Origin of the sequence: Limnohabitans sp. JirII-29, assembly GCF_003063395.1 — a bacterium.
Lineage (GTDB): Bacteria > Pseudomonadota > Gammaproteobacteria > Burkholderiales > Burkholderiaceae_C > Limnohabitans.
The window spans coordinates 32,516-56,393 of record NZ_NESB01000013.1 but is presented as its reverse complement, the minus strand read 5'-3'; the positions used below and the strand labels follow the sequence as shown (position 1 = coordinate 56,393).

At 56.9% G+C, this 23,878-nt stretch carries 29 protein-coding genes, 1 tRNA gene and 2 pseudogenes; 14 read left to right on the top strand and 18 right to left on the bottom strand.

What is annotated here, in order from left to right; genetic code table 11:
- Positions 1–23 precede the first annotated feature (23 nt).
- A complete protein-coding gene (coxB, locus tag B9Z39_RS15995) occupies positions 24–1,190 on the bottom strand; it encodes a cytochrome c oxidase subunit II (protein ID WP_100147616.1) in 1,167 nt (388 codons plus the stop codon).
- A gap of 119 nt (positions 1,191–1,309) precedes the next feature.
- Positions 1,310–2,215: a methyltransferase domain-containing protein gene (locus tag B9Z39_RS15990; RefSeq protein WP_100147615.1), complete on the bottom strand. Its 906-nt coding sequence runs from the start codon at positions 2,213–2,215 to the stop codon at positions 1,310–1,312.
- 23 nt (positions 2,216–2,238) lie between these two features.
- On the opposite strand from B9Z39_RS15990, the gene B9Z39_RS15985 reads away from it, so the two are divergent.
- Positions 2,239–2,976, top strand: a complete 738-nt coding sequence (locus B9Z39_RS15985) for a ComF family protein (protein WP_100147614.1) — start codon at positions 2,239–2,241, stop codon at positions 2,974–2,976.
- A gap of 37 nt (positions 2,977–3,013) precedes the next feature.
- Positions 3,014–3,490 carry a tRNA (uridine(34)/cytosine(34)/5-carboxymethylaminomethyluridine(34)-2'-O)-methyltransferase TrmL gene (trmL, locus tag B9Z39_RS15980; protein ID WP_100147613.1) on the top strand — a complete coding sequence of 159 codons (477 nt, stop codon included), beginning with the start codon at positions 3,014–3,016 and terminating at the stop codon, positions 3,488–3,490.
- Here the strand turns inward: trmL and B9Z39_RS15975 are convergent.
- From B9Z39_RS15975 to B9Z39_RS15965, 3 genes are read right to left on the bottom strand one after another with little or no spacing between them, the layout of a single operon-like run.
- A complete protein-coding gene (locus tag B9Z39_RS15975) occupies positions 3,471–3,926 on the bottom strand; it encodes a MaoC family dehydratase (RefSeq protein ID WP_100147612.1) in 456 nt (151 codons plus the stop codon). The genes trmL and B9Z39_RS15975 overlap by 20 nt on opposite strands.
- A 13-nt stretch (positions 3,927–3,939) precedes the next feature.
- Entirely contained in the window at positions 3,940–4,743 is an 804-nt protein-coding gene (locus B9Z39_RS15970; protein WP_369908145.1) for a sulfite exporter TauE/SafE family protein, read from the bottom strand.
- Positions 4,700–5,173, bottom strand: a complete 474-nt coding sequence (locus B9Z39_RS15965; RefSeq protein ID WP_100147611.1) for a MarR family winged helix-turn-helix transcriptional regulator — start codon at positions 5,171–5,173, stop codon at positions 4,700–4,702. The genes B9Z39_RS15970 and B9Z39_RS15965 overlap by 44 nt, the downstream gene beginning before the upstream one ends.
- Before the next feature lie 175 nt (positions 5,174–5,348).
- Here B9Z39_RS15965 and B9Z39_RS15960 point away from each other — a divergent pair, with 175 nt between their 5' ends.
- Positions 5,349–6,122 carry a ferredoxin--NADP reductase gene (locus B9Z39_RS15960; protein WP_108302552.1) on the top strand — a complete coding sequence of 258 codons (774 nt, stop codon included), beginning with the start codon at positions 5,349–5,351 and terminating at the stop codon, positions 6,120–6,122.
- 13 nt (positions 6,123–6,135) lie between these two features.
- On the opposite strand, the gene B9Z39_RS15955 is transcribed toward B9Z39_RS15960, so the two are convergent.
- From B9Z39_RS15955 to pcaF, 3 genes are read right to left on the bottom strand one after another with little or no spacing between them, the layout of a single operon-like run.
- Positions 6,136–6,777 carry a 3-oxoacid CoA-transferase subunit B gene (locus B9Z39_RS15955; RefSeq protein ID WP_100147609.1) on the bottom strand — a complete coding sequence of 214 codons (642 nt, stop codon included), beginning with the start codon at positions 6,775–6,777 and terminating at the stop codon, positions 6,136–6,138.
- Position 6,778: 1 nt separating this feature from the next.
- Complete coding sequence (locus B9Z39_RS15950; protein WP_100147608.1) at positions 6,779–7,507, bottom strand: 3-oxoacid CoA-transferase subunit A; 729 nt, start codon at positions 7,505–7,507, stop codon at positions 6,779–6,781.
- 18 nt (positions 7,508–7,525) lie between these two features.
- Positions 7,526–8,728, bottom strand: coding sequence for a 3-oxoadipyl-CoA thiolase (gene pcaF / locus B9Z39_RS15945; protein WP_108302550.1), 1,203 nt, complete (start codon positions 8,726–8,728; stop codon positions 7,526–7,528).
- Between the two features lie 93 nt (positions 8,729–8,821).
- Between pcaF and B9Z39_RS15940 the strand changes: the two genes are divergently transcribed.
- Together B9Z39_RS15940 and B9Z39_RS15935 are read left to right on the top strand one after the other, a co-directional pair.
- Complete coding sequence (locus tag B9Z39_RS15940; RefSeq protein ID WP_108302608.1) at positions 8,822–9,256, top strand: DUF1841 family protein; 435 nt, start codon at positions 8,822–8,824, stop codon at positions 9,254–9,256.
- On the top strand, positions 9,253–10,431 hold the full coding sequence (locus tag B9Z39_RS15935) for a CaiB/BaiF CoA-transferase family protein (protein ID WP_158269520.1): 1,179 nt from the start codon (positions 9,253–9,255) through the stop codon (positions 10,429–10,431). The genes B9Z39_RS15940 and B9Z39_RS15935 overlap by 4 nt, the downstream gene beginning before the upstream one ends.
- A 68-nt stretch (positions 10,432–10,499) precedes the next feature.
- Here B9Z39_RS15935 and B9Z39_RS15930 read toward each other — a convergent pair whose 3' ends face one another.
- The gene (locus B9Z39_RS15930) at positions 10,500–11,162 is read right to left on the bottom strand and encodes a cytochrome c (RefSeq protein ID WP_100147605.1); all 663 of its coding nucleotides are present in this window, start codon (positions 11,160–11,162) and stop codon (positions 10,500–10,502) included.
- Positions 11,163–11,225: 63 nt separating this feature from the next.
- Between B9Z39_RS15930 and B9Z39_RS15925 the strand changes: the two genes are divergently transcribed.
- The 5 genes from B9Z39_RS15925 to B9Z39_RS15905 all read left to right on the top strand — a co-directional run bounded on the left by B9Z39_RS15925 (position 11,226) and on the right by B9Z39_RS15905 (position 14,142).
- Entirely contained in the window at positions 11,226–12,080 is an 855-nt protein-coding gene (locus B9Z39_RS15925) for a MoxR family ATPase (protein ID WP_100147604.1), read from the top strand.
- Between the two features lie 12 nt (positions 12,081–12,092).
- Complete coding sequence (locus B9Z39_RS15920) at positions 12,093–12,308, top strand: hypothetical protein (RefSeq protein ID WP_100147603.1); 216 nt, start codon at positions 12,093–12,095, stop codon at positions 12,306–12,308.
- A gap of 5 nt (positions 12,309–12,313) precedes the next feature.
- Entirely contained in the window at positions 12,314–13,498 is a 1,185-nt protein-coding gene (locus tag B9Z39_RS15915) for a VWA domain-containing protein (RefSeq protein ID WP_108302546.1), read from the top strand.
- 38 nt (positions 13,499–13,536) lie between these two features.
- The gene (locus B9Z39_RS15910) at positions 13,537–14,019 is read left to right on the top strand and encodes a DoxX family protein (RefSeq protein ID WP_108302544.1); all 483 of its coding nucleotides are present in this window, start codon (positions 13,537–13,539) and stop codon (positions 14,017–14,019) included.
- A 48-nt stretch (positions 14,020–14,067) separates the two neighbouring features.
- A tRNA-Arg gene (locus B9Z39_RS15905) sits at positions 14,068–14,142 on the top strand.
- Here B9Z39_RS15905 and B9Z39_RS15900 read toward each other — a convergent pair.
- From B9Z39_RS15900 to B9Z39_RS15885, 4 genes and pseudogenes are all read right to left on the bottom strand, one after another.
- Positions 14,102–14,359: pseudogene (locus B9Z39_RS15900) on the bottom strand (type II toxin-antitoxin system Phd/YefM family antitoxin); the annotation flags it as partial. The gene B9Z39_RS15905 and the pseudogene B9Z39_RS15900 sit on opposite strands and share 41 nt — an antisense overlap.
- A gap of 105 nt (positions 14,360–14,464) precedes the next feature.
- Positions 14,465–15,073 (bottom strand): hypothetical protein, encoded by a 609-nt coding sequence (locus B9Z39_RS15895; RefSeq protein ID WP_108302542.1) that lies wholly within the window; start codon positions 15,071–15,073, stop codon positions 14,465–14,467.
- 79 nt (positions 15,074–15,152) lie between these two features.
- Positions 15,153–15,815 carry a hypothetical protein gene (locus tag B9Z39_RS15890; RefSeq protein WP_108302540.1) on the bottom strand — a complete coding sequence of 221 codons (663 nt, stop codon included), beginning with the start codon at positions 15,813–15,815 and terminating at the stop codon, positions 15,153–15,155.
- A 229-nt stretch (positions 15,816–16,044) separates the two neighbouring features.
- A pseudogene (locus tag B9Z39_RS15885) lies at positions 16,045–16,281 on the bottom strand (integrase core domain-containing protein); the annotation flags it as partial.
- A 199-nt stretch (positions 16,282–16,480) separates the two neighbouring features.
- Here B9Z39_RS15885 and B9Z39_RS17100 point away from each other — a divergent pair.
- On the top strand, positions 16,481–16,687 hold the full coding sequence (locus B9Z39_RS17100) for a hypothetical protein (RefSeq protein ID WP_199221232.1): 207 nt from the start codon (positions 16,481–16,483) through the stop codon (positions 16,685–16,687).
- Positions 16,688–16,763: 76 nt separating this feature from the next.
- Here B9Z39_RS17100 and B9Z39_RS15875 read toward each other — a convergent pair whose 3' ends face one another.
- The gene (locus tag B9Z39_RS15875) at positions 16,764–17,546 is read right to left on the bottom strand and encodes an IclR family transcriptional regulator (RefSeq protein ID WP_233249046.1); all 783 of its coding nucleotides are present in this window, start codon (positions 17,544–17,546) and stop codon (positions 16,764–16,766) included.
- 31 nt (positions 17,547–17,577) lie between these two features.
- Complete coding sequence (locus tag B9Z39_RS15870) at positions 17,578–18,558, bottom strand: tripartite tricarboxylate transporter substrate binding protein (protein WP_100147596.1); 981 nt, start codon at positions 18,556–18,558, stop codon at positions 17,578–17,580.
- A 296-nt stretch (positions 18,559–18,854) separates the two neighbouring features.
- Between B9Z39_RS15870 and B9Z39_RS15865 the strand changes: the two genes are divergently transcribed.
- The 3 genes from B9Z39_RS15865 (at position 18,855) to B9Z39_RS15855 (ending at position 21,733) form a co-directional block, all read left to right on the top strand.
- Positions 18,855–19,763, top strand: coding sequence for a polysaccharide deacetylase family protein (locus B9Z39_RS15865; protein ID WP_100147667.1), 909 nt, complete (start codon positions 18,855–18,857; stop codon positions 19,761–19,763).
- 81 nt (positions 19,764–19,844) lie between these two features.
- Positions 19,845–20,744, top strand: a complete 900-nt coding sequence (locus tag B9Z39_RS15860) for a polysaccharide deacetylase family protein (RefSeq protein ID WP_108302536.1) — start codon at positions 19,845–19,847, stop codon at positions 20,742–20,744.
- Positions 20,741–21,733: an asparaginase gene (locus B9Z39_RS15855; protein WP_108302534.1), complete on the top strand. Its 993-nt coding sequence runs from the start codon at positions 20,741–20,743 to the stop codon at positions 21,731–21,733. Before B9Z39_RS15860 ends, B9Z39_RS15855 begins: the two co-directional genes overlap by 4 nt.
- A gap of 61 nt (positions 21,734–21,794) precedes the next feature.
- Here the strand turns inward: B9Z39_RS15855 and fahA are convergent, their stop codons facing one another.
- The 3 genes from fahA to B9Z39_RS15840 are packed head-to-tail and all read right to left on the bottom strand — an operon-like array spanning position 21,795 to position 23,878.
- On the bottom strand, positions 21,795–23,114 hold the full coding sequence (fahA, locus tag B9Z39_RS15850; protein ID WP_108302532.1) for a fumarylacetoacetase: 1,320 nt from the start codon (positions 23,112–23,114) through the stop codon (positions 21,795–21,797).
- 15 nt (positions 23,115–23,129) lie between these two features.
- Positions 23,130–23,666 carry a VOC family protein gene (locus B9Z39_RS15845; protein ID WP_108302530.1) on the bottom strand — a complete coding sequence of 179 codons (537 nt, stop codon included), beginning with the start codon at positions 23,664–23,666 and terminating at the stop codon, positions 23,130–23,132.
- A gap of 17 nt (positions 23,667–23,683) precedes the next feature.
- Positions 23,684–23,878: a DUF2783 domain-containing protein gene (locus B9Z39_RS15840; protein WP_108302528.1), complete on the bottom strand. Its 195-nt coding sequence runs from the start codon at positions 23,876–23,878 to the stop codon at positions 23,684–23,686.

Sequence of the window (23,878 nt, the reverse complement as noted above, 5' to 3'; positions counted from 1 at the left end):
GTTCCTTCTAAACGCTGGCCGAATTAACGTGCGGCCTTGACATCGGCAGGCTGAACCAGCTGGCCGGTCTTGTTGGACCAATTGTTTTTGGTGTAGCTGATCACAGCTGCAATGTCGGTGTCGCTCAACTGCTTCCAGCTGGGCATGGCCAAATTGTTTTGACCATTGAGCAGCACTTTGATTTGCTTGGTCTTGTCGGCATCCAGCACAACAGCCGCGCCATCCAAAGGCTTGATCGGACCCGCACCCTTGCCATTGGGTTGGTGGCAAGCCGAGCAGTTGGCTGCGTACACTTTTTCACCGCGCTTGGTGATGTCTTCAAGCGTCCAAACCTTGCTTGGATCATCTTGCAAGGCAGCCATCTTCTTTTGCTCGGTGGCCACCCATGCGGCGTAGTCTTCAGCGCTCAGCACCTTGACGTGAATGGGCATGTACGCATGCTCTTTGCCGCACAACTCTTGGCATTGACCGTGGTAGTCACCCACTTGCTCAGCACGGAACCAAGTGTCGCGAACGAAGCCAGGAATGGCGTCTTGCTTCACACCCAACGAAGGCACAGCAAACGCGTGAATCACGTCATTGGCGGTGGTGATGATGCGAATCTTTTTGTTGACTGGAACGACCAAGGGATTGTCCACCTTCAACAAGTAATCGTCGATGTCCACGCCTTTGGCGCCGTTGTTAGACATTTCGCGTTGCGCGTTGTCCAAGGTGGAGATGAAGGCAATGCCCTCACCCTCACCCTTGATGTAGTCATAGCCCCACTTCCACTGATAACCCGTGGCCTTGATGGTCAGGTCAGCATTGGAGGTATCTTTTTGAGCCACCACCGCCTTGGTGGCGGGCAGCGCCATCAAGATCACGATGATGAAAGGAATGACGGTCCACGCAATCTCGACCTTCACCGACTCATGGAAGTTGGCCGACTTGTGACCCACCGATTTGCGGTGCTTCCAGATGGAATAGAACATCACGCCAAACACTGCAATAAAAATCACCGTGCAAATGATCAGCATGAACCAGTGCAACCAGCCTTGCTCTTGCGCAATCTTGGTAGCTCCAGGCTGAAGATTGAGTTGTCGCACGCCCGGGCCGCCCGGTAAGTCGTTCACCGCCCAAGCCGCTGTGCTCGCCCATGCGGCGGCGAACAGCAAACCAGAAGCCAGCTTCTGGAAAAGATTGTTCTTCATCACTTTCGATTGCCTTAATGTTTAGACTTCAGGACCGCAAACCTTGTGAAACACTGCGTTATCTCAATGTGTCAAGCAATGGTTTGCCCTATAAGTAACCAGCGAGCATTCTAGCAAGGCTAATTACCCCTAGAGCGGCCCAGCATGGTTCGCATATCTTGAAGAGAAACCGAACTTTTCTCGCTCATTTTGAGCTTGGGTACGGGCTTGAGGGCATGGCCGTAAATCACCTCCACGGTCAACGTCAAGCGCCCTCCTTGGTCGGGTTTGGCCAGCGCCAGCAAAGCCTGCTCAAGCTGACGGCGCCACGCACGCCCGCGCAAACCCGCAAAGCGCGCGCCATGCAGGTTGCGGCCCAGTTGACGCAGCTCTGACAACAACGCGGCCGCATTGGCATACGTGAGCGTGAGGTGCTCCATGTCCATCACAGGCTCCGCAAAACCAGCCGCCACCAGCATGTCCCCCCAATCGTGCATGTCAGTGAATGCATGGCTAGGTGCTGGCCAACCTTGCTGTTGGTACACCGCATGCAATTCACGCAAAGTGTCCGGTCCAAGACAAGAGAACATCAAAAAGCCGTCCACCGCCAAGGTTTGGTGCCACTCGCGCAACAAAACCTGAGGCTGCGCAGACAGATGCAGCGCCATGTTGGCCCACACCATGTCTGCATCGGCCAAAGGACGTTGCGCGAAAGACAGCGCCCGAGGCTTGAGCCAGCGACGCCACCAAGGTGCTTGCAAGGCGCGCTGCGTGAGCGCCAAGCGCGTCTGATCGGGCTCGACCACATGGCAGCGCGCCTGGGGGTAACGCGCACGCACCAGCGCATGCGTTGCCAAACCACCACTCAATGGCATCCAGTCGATCCAAGCCTGAGGTTGCAAACGAATCCATTCCAACCGGTCTTGCATGCGCCTTGCCACCTCTTCATTCAGCCAGGGCGATTGCGCATGAGGCCACGCATTCCAGCGTGCACTGGCAATTGCGTCAAGGGTGGGGGGGCGCTCAGAAGATGGGATGTCGGACATGAGGCAAGAAGTATATTGAGCCCATGTCACTGATCGCAGATGCAAGGCTTTTCGCGCAACAGCATGGGCTCTTGCCCAAGCGCTGGCCGAGCCTGTGCCGTATTTGCCAGGCATGGCCCAGTCAACCCATTTGCGAAGACTGCGTGCAACGCTTCGCCCAGCCCGTGGCACGTTGCAACACCTGCGCGCAAAGACTGGAGACCCCACTTTGCATGGCCTGCCAACACACGCCACCGCCACTCGACGTTTGCCTGTGCGCAGTGGACTACGCTTACCCATGGGTCAACGCCATCGCACACTTCAAATTCCAAGCCGACCCAGGCTTGGGCCGGCACTTGGCCGACTTGCTACGCCACACCCCTTGGGTCGAACCCGCCCTGGAAACAGCAGACCGCGTGATCCCTATGCCTTTGTCTGCCCAGCGTCTGCGCGAGCGTGGCTTCAACCAAGCCCATGAACTGGCACGCCACCTTGCCCCAAACAAAACCGATGCCCACACCCTGCTGCGACACGAACACAAAAGACATCAAGTGGGGCAAGGTCGGGCAGAGCGACTGGCCAACATCAGCGGCAGTTTTTGGGTACACCCCGAGCACTTGCAAGCCTTGCGTGGTGAACGCGTGCTGGTGGTGGACGATGTCATGACCACTGGCGCCTCTTTGTTTGAAGCTGCACGCGCATTGCGCGCAGCAGGCGCTGCACACATCACGGGCCTGGTGTTTGCCCGTACCCCCGCAAAGCCCACGCAAGAACTGTCCTGATCCCTTGCGCAAAAGGTTCTTGCAGGACAATACGCACATGTTCAATATTGTTCTGGTCCACCCCGAAATTCCCCCCAACACGGGCAACGTCATCCGGCTCGCCGCCAACACAGGCTGCGCCTTGCACCTGATTGAGCCACTGGGGTTTTCGATGGAAGACAAACACATGCGCCGCGCTGGCCTGGACTACCACGAGTACGCCCCCGTGCATCGTCATGCCAGTTGGGCGCAGTTTTTAGATGCCCAACAGCCAGACCCCACACGCATGTTTGCGCTCACCACCAAAGGCTCTGGCGCTGCACATGACGTGTCGTATCAGCCAGGCGACTGGTTTGTCTTTGGCTCAGAAACCAGTGGTCTGCCACCTGATGTGCGCGACAGCTTCGCAGCCGCACAACGACTGCGTCTGCCCATGCGCGAAGGCCAGCGCAGCTTGAACCTGTCCAATGCTGTGGCAGTGCTGGTCTTCGAAGCCTGGCGACAAAACCAGTTTGCTATGCATACCAGCGCGTGAGTGACTCTGCCACACACACCGGTTTGTCCGCGCCCTCGCGCTCAATGGTCGTCACCCATGTGAGCTGCATGCCGTTGCCCTCTAGCGGGTCGCACGACTTGAGCACCAAGCGCGCGCGCAAGCGGCTGTTGACGGGCACTGGCGCCGTGAAGCGCACCTTGTTCAAACCGTAATTCACCCCCAAACGCACACCGCGTATCTGGAACGCCGTGGCGCACAGCTTGGGTAGCAACGAGAGCGTGAGAAACCCATGTGCAATCGTTGCACCAAAGGGGCCTGACTGGGCACGCTCTTCGTCCACATGAATCCACTGCTCATCGCCCGTGGCTTTGGCAAATTGGTTGATTTGTTCTTGGGTCACCGTCAGCCAATCACCGAGCAACTCGCCCTGCCCGACCCAGGCCTGCACCTGCTGCAACGAATCAAATACCTTCATCGCTCACCTTTCTTCAATGCAAAGCGTCCCACATCAGCTTGCTACCGGTCAGCAGCATACCCAGATGCACCATTTGGTAAAACAACTTGGGCTCAATACGCCGGGCAATCCGCACACCAGACCACACGCCCACAGGGACCAAAGGCATCAGCACCAGTGCCGTGCACAAGTTGCGCCAATCGAGCAAGCCCAAGGCCGCGTATGGCACCCACTTGGCAAAATTCATGAAGAAAAAATACACCGACAACGTGGCAGCAAACTTGACCGGGTCCAGACGCATGGGCAACAAATACGCGTTCACGGGTGGCGCGCCCGTGTGCGCAATGAAACTGGTGAAGCCAGACAAGGTGGTCAATATCGCTCCCAGCCAGCGCGGCGGCGCGTGCCCCTGTGCAGCGGGAGGAAACAACACGCGCTGCGCCAAAAACAGCAGGGTGAAAAAGCCCACCAAACCCGCGACCCAGTGGGTCTCCAACAGGCTAAATGACAGATACCCCACCAGCGTGCCCACCAAACCCCAAGGCACTAAAAACTTGAGCAAGGACAGATCAAAGTCACGCCGATACGCCGCAATACCCAGCACATCGATCACAAACAACAGGGGCATCAAAATGGCTGCCGCTTGAGGCACCGTCACCGCCATGGCCATCAAGGGCACAGCCAATGAACCAAACCCTGCGCCAAATCCACTTTTGCTGATGCCCACCAACACCACAGCGGGAGCGGCCACCACATAAAAGAAAGGGTCGGTGATCAGGTAATCGGTCAGCACATCATTCCAAGCTGCGTGGTGCCCGACTGGCCTCGTTGTTGGCATCCACCAACACCTTGAGCATGCGCAAAAACTCATCGCGTTGCGCTTCAGGCAGAGGACTCAGGATGCGTTGTTGCGTTCTGAGCACGGCATCGCTCACATCGGCCAGCAGTTGTTGACCCTCGGGTGTGACACGCAGCAAACGGGCACGGCGGTCTTCAGGTGACACCTGTCTTGCGACCCAGCCACGCGCCTCCAGCCGATCCACCACCCCGCCAATGGTGGAGGTGTCAAACCCAATGCCAGAAGCCAAGGTACGCTGGTCCATGCCCGGTTGAGCCATCACGGCATTCAAAGCGGCAAATTGCACCGGCGTGAGTCCAAACGCCTGGGTTTCGTCCATGAACACGCCCACAGCAATTTGCTGCAAACGACGGATGTAATGACCGGGCAACTCAGACAGAGGTAACGACGAAGGCACAGAAGATGGCATAGCGCGAGAAACAGAGCCTTATCAGCACAGGAACAAGAATTGCCAAAGATGCTATCACCAGGACCAGCGCGCCCTGCATGGCCCATTGACCCTTGCGCCAAGGCATATGGATATAGCCAGACGTTAGAAGGCCTCACCTACACTAGCGCCTTGATTTAAAAAGCTTTTATTTGTCATGAGTGCATTCCACGAAGAAGAAGTGTTGACGGTTCATCACTGGACCGACCGCTTGTTCAGCTTCACCACCACGCGCGACACCGCGCTGCGTTTCTCCAACGGCCACTTCACCATGATCGGCCTGCGCGTCAACAACAAACCCCTGCTGCGCGCCTACAGCATCGTCAGCCCCAACTACGAGGAGCACCTGGAGTTCTTGAGCATCAAGGTGCAAGACGGCCCCCTCACCTCGCGTCTACAACACATCCAGGTGGGCGACAAAATCATCGTCGGACGCAAGCCCACGGGCACGCTGCTGATTGACTATTTGTTGCCCGGTAAAAACTTGTACCTGCTCTCTACCGGCACCGGCATGGCACCGTTCTTGAGCGTCATCCGCGACCCCGACACGTATGAGCGTTTTGACAAAGTGATCTTGGTGCACGGCGTGCGCGAGGTCAAAGAGCTGGCCTACCACGACTACCTCACACAAGAGCTGCCCCAGCACGAGTTCCTGGGCGAGATGGTGCGTGAGAAATTTCTGTACTACCCCACGGTCACGCGTGAGCCATTCAAAAACCAGGGCCGTCTGACCGACGCCATCGAGAGCGGCAAATTGTTCAGCGACCTGGGGCTGCCGGCCTTCAACCCCACGGACGACCGCGTGATGATTTGTGGCAGCCCACAAATGCTCAAGGATTTGAAGCACATACTCGAAGAGCGTGGCTTCAAAGAGGGCAACACCACCAAGCCCGGCGACTTTGTGATCGAGCGCGCGTTCGCCGAGCAGTGAACGCTGCGTGGGCTCAGCCGTGAATCGGCAAGCCCACCAACTGCGCCAGCTCGTCGCGTGACAAACCATCCACCGCATCGATCAGGCGCAGCCCTTGGGGCGTGACTTCGAGCGTGGCCAAATCGGTGTAAATGCGCTTGACGCAAGCCAAGCCCGTGACCGGGTAGCTGCACGCGCGCACCACTTTGCTGGCACCTTGCTTGGTCAACAAATCCATCATCACCCAGGTTTGTTTAGCGCCAATCGCCAAGTCCATGGCCCCACCCACAGCGGGAATGGCACCTGGCTCACCGGTGTGCCAATTGGCCAAATCTCCCTGTTCGCTGACCTGAAAAGCGCCCAGCACACAAATGTCCAAGTGCCCACCACGCATCATCGAAAAACTGTCCGCGTGGTGAAAAAACGCGCCGCCAGGCATCAAGGTCACGGGTTGTTTGCCCGCGTTGATCAAGTCGTAATCTTCTTGACCCGCAGCAGGCGCAGGGCCCATGCCCAAGATGCCGTTCTCGCTGTGCAAAATCACTTCCAAGCCTTGGGGCAAGTGGTTGGCCACTTGGGTGGGCATGCCAATGCCCAAATTCACATAAGCGCCATCGGGAATGTCTTGGGCCACACGGGCCGCCATTTGGTCTTTGGTTTTTCGGGTGTAGGCCATCTCATGCCTCCTTCTTGAAACCACCACCTTGGGTGGCCACACGTGGCACTTGCACCACGTGGCTGACAAAAATACCGGGCGTCACAATGCTCTCGGGGTCTAAGCTGCCGAGTTCCACCACCTCGTGCACCGACGCAATGGTGCACTTGGCAGCAGTGGCCATCACTGGCCCAAAATTGCGTGCAGCCTTGCGGTAGGTCAGGTTGCCCCAACGGTCGCCTCGCTCGGCCTTGATCAAGGCAATGTCGGCATGGATAGGGTGCTCCAGCACATACATGCGGCCATTGATTTCGCGGGTCTCTTTGGGGGAACCATCGCTGTGTTTGGCCAACTCGGTGCCAAAACCTGTGGGCGTGAAGAACGCGCCAATGCCAGCCCCTGCGGCACGAATGCGCTCCGCCAAGTTACCTTGCGGCACCAGCTCCAACGCCAACTTGCCCGAACGGTACAAGCCGTCAAACACATAGCTGTCTGCCTGACGAGGGAAGCTGCAAATCACTTTGCGTACACAGCCAGTTTGCAGCAAAGCGGCCAAACCGCTTTCGCCATTGCCTGCGTTGTTGTTGACCACCGTCAGGCCCTGCACGTGGCGCTCGCGCACCACGGCAATCAAGCCATCGATCAATTCATCGGGAATCCCTGCGGTACCAAACCCACCAATCAACAAGGTTTGGTTGTCTCGCAAACCTTGCAATGCATGGGCCACCGAAGGTGCAATTTTGTTGATCATGCCAATCGCCCTGCTGTTTTAAACACGCTCAACGATCATGGCGATGCCTTGACCCACGCCAATGCACATGGTGCACAAGGCATAACGACCACCGGTGCGGTGCAACTGGTTGATGGCGGTCGTCACCAAGCGCGCGCCACTTGCGCCCAAGGGGTGACCCAAGGCAATCGCCCCGCCGTTGGGGTTCACACGCGGGTCATCGTCTTGCAAGCCCAACTGGCGCAGCACCGCCAAGCCCTGCGCAGCAAACGCTTCGTTGAGCTCAATCACATCCAAATCCGCCAGCGTCAAACCCGTCAATGCCAACACTTTTTGTGTCGCAGGTGCCGGGCCAATGCCCATGATGCGCGGTGGCACACCCGCTGTGGCCATGCCCACCACGCGGGCTTTGGGCGTCAGTCCTTGCTGGGCCGCAGTTTTCTCATCGGCCAACAACACCGCGCACGCGCCGTCATTCACGCCACTGGCGTTGCCGGCTGTCACCGTGCCATCAGGGCGCACCACTGGCTTGAGTTTGGCCAACGACTCTAGGCTGGTCGCACGTGGGTGCTCGTCTTGGCTCACCACCACGGCATCGCCCTTTTTCTGAGGGATGGTGACAGGGCAAATTTCAGCATCAAAGTAGCCTGCCTTTTGCGCAGCCACGGCCTTCATCTGGCTGGCCAGCGCCATGCGGTCTTGGGCTTCACGCTCGATCTTGAAATCGGTGGCCACGTTCTCTGCCGTCTCAGGCATCGAGTCCACGCCATACTTTTCTTTCATCAACTTGTTGATGAAGCGCCAGCCAATCGTGGTGTCGTACACCGCATTGCTGCGGCTGAATGCACTCTCGGCCTTGGGCATCACAAAGGGCGAACGGCTCATGCTCTCCACACCGCCAGCAATCATCAGCGTGGCCTCGCCCGCCTTGATGGCCCGCGCGGCAGTCCCAATGGCGTCCATGCCCGAACCGCACAAACGGTTGATGGTGGCGCCTGGCAATTCCAGGGGCAGCCCCGCCAGCAAACTGGCCATGTGGCCCACGTTGCGGTTGTCCTCACCGGCTTGGTTGACACAGCCATAAATCAAGTCGGTCACAGCCAACCAATCCACGTTGGGATTGCGTGCCATCAAGGCTTTGAGCGGAATAGCGCCCAGGTCGTCGGTGCGCACGGACGACAAAGCGCCACCGTAACGGCCAAAAGGGGTGCGGATGGCATCGCAAATGAAGGCTTGGTTCATGGTCTTCCTCAAATGAAACTTGTGTAACCGGTAAATGTATCAAGCCGCGCACCACCCCACGCCCAACCGGGCACCTGAGTGACAATGCTGGGCATGTTTGAACCCAGTCAAGCCGACGTTCGGCGCTTTTTTTGTTCGGTCTATGCCAAGTGGCGCAACGCACAGCCCATGGACGCGCTAGAAACACTGGCCAGTCAGTGGGTGGCCGAGCACCCCGAATACCATGCCGACTTTGCCGACGAGGCAGCCGCCTTGGAGCGCATGTACGAGGTCAAAGATGGCCAAGTCAACCCCTTCTTGCACCTGTCGATGCATTTGTCAGTGAGCGAGCAATGCTCCATCGACCAACCGCGCGGCATACGCCAAGCCGTCGAGCTCTTGGCCGCGCGCCGCGACTCGCTGCACGATGCACACCATGAAACCATGGAGGCCTTGGGCCAGATGATCTGGGAAAGCCAGCGCAGCGGACGCCCCCCCGATGGCCAGGCCTACATGGATGCCGTCCAACGACGCGCCACCCGCGATTGACCTCCGTCACTGACACCACCCAAAGCCTGCTTGGCGCGCTCGCTGGCCTGCGCGTGGTCGATCTGACCGGCGTGGTGCTGGGCCCCTATGCCACCCAAATCTTGGGCGACTACGGCGCTGACGTGATCAAAATTGAGCCCCCCGGGGGCGACATCATGCGCCAGGCGGGTCCGATGAAACATCTGGGCATGGGCCACATCTTCATCAACACCAACCGCAACAAACGCTCTGTGGTGCTGGACTTGCGCCAAGCCGAACAACGCGAGGCCTTGCTGGCCCTGTGTGACACCGCCGATGTGCTGACCTACAACATCCGCCCCGCCTCTATGGCACGTTTGGGGCTGTCGTTTGAAGCCTTGCATGCACGCAACCCGCGCTTGGTCGTGTGTGGTGCTTACGGGTATAGCGAAGGCGGACCCTATTCAGACTGGCCGGCCTACGACGATTTGATCCAGGGCGCAGCCTGCATTCCGTGGCTCATGACCCAAAGCGGCAGCCACGAGCCGCGCTATGTACCAGCCACCTTTGCCGACCGTGTGACCGGACTCCACATGGTGCATGCGGTGCTGGCAGCAGTCATCGCGCGCTACCGCACAGGCGTGGGACAGCATGTGGAAGTCCCCATGTTCGAATGCCTGCTGCAGTTTGTACTGGGCGAACATTTGGGTGGCGAAACTTGGCAGCCCCCCATCGCCCCCATGGGCCACTCGCGCATGCTCGCCGCCAACCGCAAGCCCTACGCAACCCAAGACGGTCACATCTGCGCCTTGATGTACACCGACAAGCATTGGCAGTCTTTTTTACGCTTGATCGGACAACCTGAGTTGTTCACCACCGACCCGCGCTTTGGCACTCAAAGCCAACGCATTGCCCACATTGATGCGCTGTATGGCTTTGTGGGGGAACACATGCGCACACGCACCAGCGCGCAATGGTTGCAAGACTTGGCGCAACACGACATCCCAGTGATGCCCATGATGAAGCTCGATGACTTGCTGACCGACCCACACCTCACAGCCACCGAGGGATGGCTCGACATCCCGCACCCTCACGAAGGGCTGTTGCGCCAACTGCGCCCACCCGTGCGCATGACAAACACACCCACGGGCGTGTGGCGACCTGCGCCCACCTTGGGACAACACACGCAAGAAGTGCTGCGCGAAATCGGCCGTTGAACGCACCACCACACAGACGCAAAAAAGCCCGCATGCAGCGGGCTCTTTTGGCAGAAGAAACGTTCAGATCAACGGAACTTCGACTGAGGCACAGTTTTCAAATCGCCTTGTTGTGCCGACACATAGTTGGCCAGCTCTTTGAGTTCAGCATTGCTGAACTGCTTGGCCACACCACCCATCACGCCGTTGCCACGGCCCCAGGTCGCCGTACCTTCCACCTTGTAGGACTTCAAAGCCACAAACAAGTAATCGGCGTTTTGGCCAGCCAGCTTGGGGTAGCTCGGGTCAATCGGCTTGGCAAAGTTTTCACCATGGCACGAAGTACAAGCGCCCTTCTTCACCAACTCAGCCACATTGCCTTTGGGCTCAGTGGCTTTTTCAGGCAATACAGCACCTTCCACCACACCGTGGGTTGAGTAGTAAGCAGCCATATCAGCAATGTCTTGGTCGCTCAAGCTGGTTGCAATGCTGCGCATGGTGGGGTGCTTGCGCTCGCCTTTTTTGTAGGCGTTCAAAGCAGAGGTGATGTACTTCACACCTTGGCCTGAAATTTTGGGGACTTTGTACACTTCAGGGAAGCTGGCTTGGTAGCCAATAATCCCGTGACAGCCAATGCACATGGCAATCTTTTTTTCGCCAGCTTTGGCGTCGCCTTTGAGCTCTTGAGCTTGGACTGAAAAGGTCGCAGCGGCGACAACGAAAGCAAACACGATTGAGAGAGACTTGTTCATAGTGCAGATGTCTTCGAGACAGATTGATAAAAGTCAACCGTTCATTATATAGAGCCAACTCACATGAAATTCACCGGCACCGACAACTACGTTGCAACGCAAGACCTGATGCTCGCCGTCAACGCGGCCATCACCCTTCAACGCCCCTTGCTGGTCAAAGGCGAACCCGGCACAGGCAAGACCATGCTGGCTGAAGAGGTCGCACAGGCCTTGGGCATGCCCCTGCTGCAATGGCACATCAAATCCACCACCAAGGCCCAACAAGGCCTCTACGAGTACGACGCAGTCAGTCGACTGCGCGACAGCCAAATGGCTGACCTGGATGGTGGCGCACGCGTCAAAGACATTCAAAACTACATCATCAAAGGCGTGCTCTGGCAGGCTTTCACCGCAGAGCAACCCGTGGCGCTGCTGATTGATGAGATCGACAAAGCCGATATCGAATTCCCCAACGACTTGTTGCGCGAGATCGACCGCATGGAGTTTTATTGCTACGAAACCCGTGAACTGATCAAAGCCAAAAATCGTCCCTTGGTGTTCATCACTTCCAACAATGAGAAAGAACTGCCCGACGCTTTCTTGCGTCGCTGTTTCTTTCATTACATCAAGTTCCCGGATGCCGAGACCATGCGCCACATCGTGGCCGTGCACTTTCCACAGCTCAAACAAGAACTGTTGAGTGTGGCCATGAAAACATTCTTTGACATTCGTAACCTGCCCGGCTTGAAGAAAAAACCATCCACCAGCGAATTGCTCGACTGGCTCAAACTGCTGGTTGCAGAAGACATTCCTCTCGAAGCCTTGCAAACCAAAGATGAGAAAGTGGCCATCCCACCGCTGGTGGGCGCTTTACTCAAAAACGAACAAGACGTCACTCTGTTCGAAAAACTGGTGTTCATGCAAAGCCGCAACCGTTAAAGAGGAGCTGACATGTTTGCCTCATTGATGGAAGGACTCAGCGACGCCGTGGGCTTTGTCGCGGGCGCGTTGCTGGGCTATGGCCTGGGTGTCACCTTGGGCCTGGACTTGTTTGCCGAAGGCTACGGCACAGGCAGCATCGTGGCCATTGTGTTGGTGGGCTTAGGGGGTGGCATGGGCTTGCAAGCCGCCCGTTACTTGCGCGCCCGACAAAACACACAAGACTGAACACCATGCTGATCGACTTCTTCTACACCCTGCGTGCTGCCAAGCTGCCCGTGTCTGTGAAGGAATTTCTCACCTTGCTGGAAGCGCTGCAAAAACAAGTCGTAGGCCCAGGCAGTGAGGCATGCAGCTTGGATGACTTTTATTTCTTGAGTCGTCTCACCCTGGTCAAAGACGAAAAGCATTACGACAAATTCGACCGAGCCTTTGGTGCCTACTTCAAAGGCGTGGACATGCTCACCGACTTCACCAAAAACGTCCCGCTCGACTGGCTTGAGAAAATTCTGCAAAAAGAACTCACGCCCGAGCAAAAAGCCGCCATCGAAAAAATGGGCTGGGACGAGTTGATGGAGACGCTCAAAAAACGTCTGGAAGAACAAAAAGAACGTCACGAAGGTGGCAACAAATGGATTGGCACCGGTGGCACCTCGCCCTTTGGCAACAGTGGCTACAACCCCCAAGGCGTTCGCATCGGCGGCAAAGGTGGCAACAAGAGTGCTGTGAAGGTGTGGGACCAACGCGCCTACCAAGACTACGACGACACCCAAGAACTCGGCACCCGCAACATCAAAGTGGCACTGCGACGCTTGCGCCGTTTTGCCCGCGAAGGCTCGGCCGAAGAACTCGACTTGCCAGACACCATCCGCGCCACGGCGGCCAATGCTGGCTACCTCGACATCAAGATGGTGCCTGAGCGCCACAACAACGTGAAGGTGCTGCTGCTCATGGACGTGGGCGGCACCATGGACGAACACATTGCCCGCGTGGAAGAAATGTTTTCTGCCGCCAAAGCCGAGTTCAAGCACTTGGAGTTTTATTACTTCCACAACTGCGTGTACGACTTCATGTGGCGCAACAACAAACGCCGCTTTGCTGAAAAATTTGCCACCTGGGACATCCTGCGCAAATACAACAAAGACTACAAACTCATCTTCATTGGCGACGCCACCATGAGCCCGTACGAAATTGTTCAACCCGGTGGCAGCGTGGAATACAACAACGAAGAAGCAGGTGCCGAATGGATTCAGCGCCTGACCCACGCCTTCCCCAAATACGCCTGGATCAACCCTGAACCACAAGGCGTGTGGCAATACCGCCAAAGCATCAGCATCATCCAGCAACTGGTGAGCAACCGCATGTACCCCATGACCCTCAAAGGCCTGGAAGACGCCATGCGCATGCTCAGCAAATAGCGCGCTGCCGTTCTTTATAAAACCAACCGAGACACTCCATGAACCATCCACACCTTGACACCACCACGGAAGAAGTGGCCGCCACACAGCCGCAACTGCTGATCCCGCAACTTCAGCCTTTCTACCGCTGGGCCGAACCCTTCACCTGGTTGCTGGTCCGTTTGACCGTGGGCCTGATGCTGTTGCCGCATGGCATCCCCAAACTCCTTGAAGGTGTGGAAGCCACCGCCGCCAAAGCCCTCACACGACGCGGCATCGAAGCCGCTGAGCCTTTGGCCGTGGTGCTCATCCTGCTCGAAACCGTGGGTGGCCTGTGTGTGGCCCTGGGCTTGTTCACCCGCTTCTTTGCGGCTGCCATCACCATTGAAATGGCCGTCATTGCCTACCACCACCTGCCCAAATTTGGCTGGACCGGCCCAGGCTACGAGTACCCACTGATGTGGGGCCTCATCATGCTGGCTGTTGCCTTGCGCGGTGGTGGTCCTTTCTCCATTGATCGCAGAATTGGCAAAGAACTCTGAGCTCTCTAGCAGCGGTGCACCAGCCTCCCTCTAAAATAAGGGTTGGCTGCCGCCGTAGTTCAATGGATAGAACGAGTGCCTCCTAAGCGCTAGATACAGGTTCGATTCCTGTCGGAGGCACCACACATGAGTTTATTTTTTTCCTCACCCGCGCTTTGTGTTGAGCAATAGATGTCGCTAAGTGCGCAGCGTTGGCGGTGCTAGTCAACAGGTAAAGAGTTTCGGCCATGCTTTCGTATTGAGCTTGAGACATGAGAACAACATGCTCGCCACCACGCCGAGCAATCACGGCAATGTCGGCATCGTTGATTACCCCATCTATCAAAGCTTTAAGGCCTTTACGAGCTTCGGTCTAGGTGACGACTTTCATGGTTAGCCTATACACCTTATTAGACTTATTACTTTAGTTAAAACTCGGTTTGCATTTGATCTGCATAAGCAAAAATTATTGCGTCGATTCACTAGCAACCATTTCTGGCGAAGAAATTAGTCTATTTTCAATAGACTGGCGAGCTAAAGCTTCTTCTGCTGCTCGAATTTCGTTTGCTAGTTCGCCCTTATAAAACCAACAAGGACCTAAGGCAGGAATGCCAGCAATTTTCCCAGCACCTCCGCATCTTAAAGTTATGTTTTGCCCATAAATCAACGTAGCAATTTTTGGCTCTTCACTTTTTCGCATGTAGGCGGCAACACCTGGCGCTCCTCCGATGCCGAAAAGAAGCAGAACTGGATCACCATCAATATTTCGGCTTGCAGAGTAAAAAACACCATTTACTCGTAAAGCTTTTTCTTTGTATTTCGAATCAGCAAAAATCTCGTTTTTCTGATATTCAACCTGATACTCCCAAGCATCAACGCGAATAGGTAGTGGCATTTTTAACTGGTAATTCTTCGTTGCATCATTAACCTCTTCTTGCATCACTGACTTCGACAAGGGTAAAATATTAGGCGCATTGGAATTATCTTTCGACTCGGTCGATTTATCAGTGCTTGATTTACCCAAAAAGGTAAAAAATATAAAGGTAAAAAAAGCTACTAAAAGATATCTTGACATGGGTTCACCTTATTTAATAATGAAATATTTCTTGTTACGTCGAAATTTATTTACCAATCTGGATTTTATAAAACTACTCTCAGTGAGCCTTATCTATAGCTCTCTGAACCTCTTCAAAGTTTGCATCTATGACGTCTATGTGCGTATAAACGTTTTTCACTAAAACACCAATATATCTGTCTCTAAGTAATTTACGTTGTATTGAGCGCTCAATCGGCGGCAAATCATCTAAATCATTCCTAGTCCCCTCAAACTCGGGGTTGCCAGTTGGTCCCTTTATCAAAGCATCGATAGAGTTAGGCAAAAATTCATCGAATTGCACTTGCATGCTTAAAAGTGCTTGTACTACATCAGACGTCCCAACTTCATGAAAAGGTATATCTGCTAATGCGCGGGCAAAAGAACGAGTGACGTCACGATGGTAAATGTCATGGATGGCAGAATTGAAGCGATCATTCTGTTGGTCAAACGCAATTGACCCTCGAATTTTTTTAGCATATTCATGTGCAGCTTTTGCAACAGCAAACACGCGTTGACTTCTCTCCTGTTGCTCGGATTTTCGGTTCGCATCAGCAATCCAAAACGACGCAATGATTGCAAGTACAGAGCCCCCTGCCTGAATCCATGCGGGCACATCACCCTTAGGGCATGGGAGATACCAGTAAACCAACACTAGAGATAGCGCAGCACTTAAAAACAACCGCATGTAACGATTTGAAAAGCAATCGATGAACTTAGTCATAGGGTTGTGCCTTTGTTGCTTTCAATAAGAAGCCTGCTAAATATCAAAGTTCTTCCTCTTTTCAAAAACATCAGTATGCCTAAAACACAATCCTATAAATTCGGCAAAATAAGTGGCTCGGTTAGTTTGAACAGTTAAACCCCTATAGATAAGTGGAGAGGGGCGGGTTTGAAGAGATGCAGAGTTGTCCACGCAAGCAGTCAACTCGGGGCGCATCGAAGGATTCACTTTACGCAACCTCTTGAAGTTCTGGCAGCCCTGCCAGCAAAACCTCATCTGGTGTTTTCCCGTCATGGCTAGAGTGGCAGCGCTCAGCGTTGTACCAATCGATGTAGCGTGCAATGTCTGAGCGGGCTTGGCTGACCGATTCGTAAGCTTTGAGGTACACGCACTCGTACTTCACCGAGCGCCAAACGCGCTCTACAAACACGTTGTCTCGCCAAGCCCCACGCCCTTGCATCGACAGCTTGGCCCCTTGCGTCGAGCGCGGTACTTGAAGCAGCACCAGACGGAGTATTACCGTCTGCTGTCGGCCATTCGAAAGGAAGGCGACTGGGAGTCTTGGGTCCAGTTCTTTCTGGAGGGGGTGCAGGTGGCCGCCACCCAAGCGGAAGAGAACATCGTGAAGATCGCCTCGCTCGTGGCTTCCGACCGTAGAAAACTGCTTGAATCGCCAAAGGGTGGAGCTGCTGCCAATGATGCCGCGCTTTACCGTGGAGCGGGTGAAGACGGCGCTGGGAACCACCTTCCCTACAGCCAATGCAGCAGTCAAAGCCCTAGAAGAATTGGGCTTGATCACCGAGACAACAGGCAACAAGAAAAACCGGAGTTTCAGCTACGCCCGATACATCCAACTGCTGTCGTCTGCCTGAGGAACCACTGTCAAGTTCATCTGACTTGCCCCTCTTGGGCGTTAGATACTGGTTCGATTCCGGTCTCGGGCACCATTCACTGATGCAACAACCGCGTCACCTCAGCCGCCGCTGTTTTGAGCATTGGCAACAAAGTGGCAATGCGTCGTGCATCCATGCGCGACTGGGTGGCCGCCACCGTGATGGCGGCAATCGGTGTGTTGGATCGGTCAAAAATCGGCAAACCAATGGCCCGTACCCCGGGCACAGCATGGTTGCCTGTCGAGGCGTAGCCCGCACGCTTGGCCGAGGCACACAGGTCTCGTAATTTGTCGGCATCCAAATCGCCATACGCCGCCAAGCGGGGTTCCACCGCACCAATCACCGTGGCCATTTCTTCGGCTAGCAACGCACTCAACAACGCCAAACCTCCGGCACTCACACCCAAGGGCTGTCGACTCCCCACGGGCACTGAGGGTGTCTGGATGGGGTAGGTGCCTTGAATGCGCGCAATGCACACCGCATCAAAGCCGCTGCGCAAAAACAAAAATGCAGTGTCGCCCGTTTGTTCGGCCAAGGCGGCACACACCGGCTGGCAAATGTCTTTCAGGTTGAACTGGTGGGTGGCTGAAATACCCAGCTCAAACAACTGCGGCCCCAGGCTGTAGCGACGCGTGCCCGCCTGTTGCACCAGCATGCCTTCTCGCACCAAGGCCTTGAGCAAGCGATGCGCCGTGGGTCGCTCAAGACCGAGCTGGTGCGACAAGTCAACCAGCCGAATGCCATGCGGCGCTTGCGCGGCCACCAAGCGCAGGGCCCGAAAAGCCCTGCTGATGGTTTGTGTTCCGGCAACTTCTAACGGTTCAGAAGAAATAAACAAGCCCCTTGCATTGGTGTGGGCCGTGAGGATATCAGTCCAGCACCACGCCAGCGAGCTGCACGGCCTTGGCCATCTTCTCAGCCTCAACCTTCATCAAGGCGGCAAACTCGGCGGGTGTGCTGTGCAGGTCTTCCGCCCCCGCGTTGGCCAATGTCAACTTCATCTCAGGACTGGCCAAGGCTTTTTTCACCTCGGCGCCCAAGCGCTCCACGATGGCGGGCGACATGCCTTTGGGTCCCATCAATCCGCTGTAGAGCAGCACCTCCAGTGGCACCCCAGCTTCTTTGAGTGTGGGCACATCAGGCGCAGCACTGACGCGCTTGCCCGAGGTAACCGCCAGACCATAAATTTTTCCGGCCTTGCTTTGGCTCACCGCAGGCGGCATGGTGGAGAACGTGTACATCACCTCACCCGCCATGATGGCTTGCGTTGCAGGTGAACTGCCCTTGTAAGGCGCATGCAAAGCCTTGGTGTCGGTGAGTTGTTTGAACGACTCGCCCACCAAATGCGTGATGGCCCCATTGCCCGACGAGGCATACACCACTTGATCAGGCTTGGCCTTGGCGAGTGCAACCAAGCTCTTCACATCCTTGGCGCCAGAAGACAAGCTAGAGACCAACATCAACGGTGTGGAGGCCACCAAGCTGACCATGGTGAAGTCGTTCCACGAGTCGTATTTCAGCTTCTTGTAGGTCGAAGCGCTGATGGCATGTGTGGTCATGTCTTGAAAATACAGCGTGTAACCATCGGGCGCTGCATTCGCCACAAACGCAGAGGCGATGGTGGTGCCCGCACCGGCCTTGTTTTCCACAATCACGCTCTGCCCCATTTGCGTCGACAACCGTGCAGCCAACGCGCGTGACAGCACATCCGAAATACCGCCCGGCGTGAACCCCACCACCAAGGTGATGGGCTTGCTGGGATAAGCAGCAGGTTGTGCCCAAGCCGTTGCGGCGCAGCACACCGAACACAGCGCGGCGATCCAAAAAGAGAGGTGGTTTGGCTTCTTCATGCGTGGGTCCTTTTGGGTTGAATGTGAAAGCAAAAATTCATCCTAGGTGGCGCAAAGTTGAGGTGTCAAGGCGATCTTTGAATGTTTCACTATTTGGACTCATAGTCAATTTCAGGCATGCACGCAAATAGAACAGCAGCAAAAAATAACGCATCCTTATAGTGCAAATCGCAACTCAAGCCACCAATACCGTGCGCCCTGATATTCCAATATATGGACTAATTCATTCGTGCATTGACAGTATTTTTCGGCCACAGGTAGGATGAAATTTGATGTTCCTCATGAAAGACCAGCCCATGCCCCGTCCTCTTTTGCCACGCCACAACCGCTACGACTACGTGCCCTTGAATGAGCGCAAAGACTACGACTGGCCGGGCGGTGCCAGATTGGCTTTTGTGATCACCACCAACATCGAGTGTTTTGCGTTTGGTGCAGGCAACGGCCACGACCCTGCCAAAACCGGCGAGCCACAAACCCACCGCAACTACTCATGGCGCGACTACGGCAACCGCATCGGCATCTGGCGTCTGTTTGAACTGTTTGATGAACTGCACATCCCCGCAGGGCACAACGTCAACAGCTTGGTGTACGACTACGCGCCGCAAATCATGGATGAAATTCGCCGCCGTGGCGACGAGATCGTGGGCCACGGTCGCACCAATGCCGAGAACCACCGCGGCATGTGGGAAGCCGACGAAGAGCGCATCATCCAAGACGTGATTGACAAGTTTGTGGCCCACGAAGGCAAGGCCCCCACCGGCTGGATGGGCTCGGGCGCTTACGAAACCGCGCACACCCCCGACCTGTTGAAAGAAGCGGGCTTCAAGTACCTGATGGACTGGCCCATGGACGACCAGCCGATTTGGATGCGCACCCGCAGCGGCCCGATTCTGTCGGTGCCCTACCCCGTAGAGCTCAACGACTCGCAAATCATCACCCACCGCCGCCAAGACTCCAGCGACTTTTGCGACATGATCGTCAACCAGTTTGACGAAATGATCGAACAGTCTGCCCGCCACCCCTTGGTGATGAACGTCTCGGTGCACCCCAACATCTTTGGCCAGCCCTTCCGCCTGCGGCAGCTGCGTCAAGCGCTCAAGCACTGCGTGCAAAGCCCGCACCAAGACAAGGTATGGCTGGCACGTCCCGGCGAAATTGCCGACTACTGCTACAGCCTGCCGCCTGGCGTGATTCCTGGCGGCTAACACGCCACACACTGCACCACGTATCTTTCACATCCACGCACGCCGCACCACGGCCACTTCACCACAACATCTGGAGCCCCCATGAGCAACCCTATTGGCCACAGCGTTCGCGCACGCGCCCCCTACCAATCCATCGTCAACCGCCCACCCCTCAAACTGCCAGGCAATGCACGCGTGGTGTTGTGGAACATCGTCAACGTCGAAGTGTGGGAGCCCACCGGTGCCATGCCGCGCGCGGTGTTGCCCCCGCCCATGGGCAACCCCATGCTGCCCGATGTGCCCAACTGGTCGTGGCACGAATACGGCATGCGCGTGGGCTTTTGGCGCCTGCTTGAAGCCTTGAGCGACCGCAAGATGAAAGCCACCTTCGCACTCAACGGCACCACCTGCCGCATGTACGAAGAGGTGTGCACGGCCGCACTGAAGGCTGGCTGGGAATTCATGGGACACGGCTTGGTGCAACGCCCCATGCACAAAGTGGAAGACCAACTGGCCGCCATCCGCGAAACCATGGACGAAATCCGCAAGTTCACCGGCAAGGCACCCCGCGGCTGGGAAAGCCCAGGCCTGACTGAAACCGACGACACCCTCGACCACTTGGCCGAGTGCGGCATCGACTACGTGGCCAACTGGGTGCTCGACGACCAACCCGTGTCGCTGCACTCGCCCAAAGGCCCCATCACCGCCGTGCCCTACACCGTGGAGTTGAACGACGTGGTGATCTCTGCCGTGCAACAACAACCGTCTGACGAAATGCTCAAGCGCGGCAAAGCCCACTTTGACCGCCTCTACAAAGATGGTGCCAAAACACCGCGCATCATGGCCATCTCGGTGCACCCCTACCTCAGCGGCGTGCCGCACCGCATTGGCTACCTCGAACAGCTGTACGACTATGTGCTGAGCCACGAAGACGTGCTGGTGTGGACCGGCGAAGAAATCCTCGACTGGTTCTTGGCCCAACAACGCGACCACGCCAAATGAGCGCACCACGCATCTTGATCGTGTCGCTCGGCGGCACCATCACCATGACCCGCTCGGACGCTGGGGGCATCACCCCCACCCTCACCGCCGACAAGCTGATTGACAGCGTGCCGCAACTGGCTGGGGTGGCCACACTCGAAGCCATCACCCAATTCAGCATGCCCGGTGCTTCGCTGAGCATTCGCAATTTGGCCGAGGTGGCCCAGCTGCTCAACGAACGCTTGCAGGCAGACATCGACGGCGCGGTGGTGGTGCAAGGCACCGACACCATCGAAGACACCGCCTTTGTGCTCGACCTGTTGGTGCGCAGCCCGCGTCCGGTGGTGGTCACCGGTGCCATGCGTGGACCCCAAGCCGCCGGGGCAGACGGCCCGGCCAACATTTTGTCGGCGGTCACCGTGGCAGCCGATGCGCGCATGTCGGGCCTGGGTGTGGTGGTGGTGCTCAACGACGAAATTCACAGCGCACGTTGGGCTCAAAAATCGCACACCGCCTTGACCAGCGCCTTCACCTCACCCGGTACAGGGTGCATGGGCTTTGTGGCCGAAGGTCGGGTGGAACTGATGATGACACCCCAACGCCGCATCGCCCCCATTCAAGGCCCGCTCGCGCACGAGCACGCGGTGGCGCAAGTCTCGTTAGGGCTGGGTGAGGACGCACGTCTGCTGCCCACCCTCCAAGGCCTGGGCTACAGCGGCGCGGTGATTGAAGGCATGGGTGCAGGCCATGTGCCCGCTGCCAGCGTGGGCGCTATGGTCGAGCTGATGCACCAGATGCCCGTGGTGTTGTGCACACGCGTGCGCGGTGGCCGCGTGTTCACCCAGACCTATGGCTTTGCCGGCTCAGAGATGGACCTGATTGCCAAAGGCGTCATTCCTTGTGGTCACTTGAGCGCCTCCAAAGCACGGCTGCTGTTGAGCCTGCTGCTGGCCACGGGCACCTCGCCAGACGGCATATGCCAAGCCTTCGCACACACCACGTCGGCATAAAGGCCAAGGTGATGGCCATGGCCGCTTCGGGCAATTCAGCCTGAGCGGCCACGCGGGTTGTTCAGGCCTTGGCGGGCAGCACCGTGCCCCAGCAAGCGCCAAAGCCAATGCGCGCCGCGCCTGGCTTTTCGCACCAGCCGCGCAGCACCACCGAGTCACCGTCTTCCAGAAACACGCGGGTTTCGCCATTGGGCAAGGGCAGCGGGTTCTTGCCGCCCGTGGTGAGTTCGATCAACGCACCGGCTTGGTCCAGCGTGGGGCCCGACAAGGTGCCACTGCCCAACAAATCACCGGGCTGCAAATTGCAACCATTCACGGTGTGGTGGGTCACCATTTGCGCCACTGTCCAATACGCGTGGCGGTAGCTGGTGCGGCAAATCGACGCGTCGCCCAGCCCGGCCTGGCGCATCTTCGGCGTCAGCAAGCCCACTTGCAGTTGAATGTCAAACGCACCCTGCGTGCGGTTGGCAGCGCTGTCTAAATACGGCAGCGGCTGTGGGTCTTGGGCAGGCCGCACAAAGGGCACACGGTAGGGTGCCAAGGCCTCCAGCGTCACCACCCAGGGGGAGAGGGTGGTGGCAAAGTTTTTCGACAAAAACGGCCCCAACGGTTGGTACTCCCAGCCCTGGATGTCGCGTGCCGACCAGTCGTTGAGCAAGCACATGCCAAACACATGGTCTTCGGCCAAGGTCATGGGCACCGCGTCGCCGCTGGCGTTGCCTTGGCCCACAAAAATACCCAGCTCCAACTCAATGTCCACCCGCTTGCTCGGTGCCAGCACCGGCACCTCGGCGTCAGGCGCTTTGATCTGTCCCTTGGGCCGCGCAAACGATTGGCCCGACACGCCAATGCTCGACGCCCGACCGTGGTAGCCAATGGGCACCCATTTGTAGTTGGACAGCAAAGGGTTGTCGGGACGAAACTGTTTGCCAATGTTGGTGGCGTGGTGCACCGAGGTGTAAAAGTCGGTGTAGTCGCCAATGCGCGCCGGCACATCAAACGCCACGTCAGACTGCGGCACCAAACACGCTTGCAGTGTTACTTGCTCGGGGGCACCGTCACGCAAGGCGCGCGACAAGGCCAAGCGCAACGCAGACCACGCCTCGGGCCCCAAGGCCATCAAGGCATTGAGTTTGTCTTGCGCGCCCGCTTGGGCGGCGGCACCGGCCAGACCACTGAAGACGCCTGCATGGGCCAGCGCTGCCAAGTCGAGCACTTGGTCGCCAATGGCGACACCACCGCGAAAAGCTTCAGCAGAAGCGGCACGGCGAAATACCGCCAAGGGCAGGTTTTGAATCGGGAAATCACACCCTGCCACATTGGCAGAGGGCACCCAGCTGCGCAACGCTGGTGCGTGGGTTTCGTTCAATGAAGTGGTCATGGTGGGCGTGTCCGTTCAGTGGGTGAGTTCTTTGTTGTGCATCCACGCTGCGTGCTTGGGCGCGCGTTTGGTTTGGCTCCATTCTTCCAGCATGGCCCACTTCACCTCGTCGAGGTTTTGGTACATCTCGGGCGTACCCACATCGCACGCCAGCTCCAAACGGTGGCCATTGGGGTCAAAGAAATAAATGCTCTTGAAGATGGTGTGGTCCGTCACCCCCACCACCTCAATGCCAGCCGCTTGCAAGCGGGCTTTGGCGTCTTCCAGGGCTTGCACGCTGTCGACCTTGAAGGCGATGTGCTGCACCCAGTCGGGCGTGTGGGTGTCACGCCCCATGGCGGGTGAGTTGGGCAACTCAAAGAAAGCCAGCACGTTGCCATGACCCGCATCCAAAAACACATGCATGTAGGGATCGGGGGCATGGGTGCTGGGCACCAAATCTTCGGCAATTGCCAGCACAAAGTTCATGTTCAAGTGCTTGACGTACCACTCCACGGTTTGTTTGGCGTCTTTGCAGCGGTAAGCGACGTGGTGGATGCGATCGATGGTCATGGGAGCCTTTGAATTTTTTAAAGATCTTGCAGTGCCACTTGCACTTGCTGTTGAAACAAAGCCGCATCGCCCAAGGCGTTGGCGTTGAGCAGGGCCAGCTTGACCAAAAAGAGCTGCGCCTTGTCGGTGCCCGCTTGGTCAATGGCAATGGCCAGCGTGTCATAGACCGTTTCCAAATCAGGAATGGTGAGGGCGGTGTGTGAGGGGGTCAT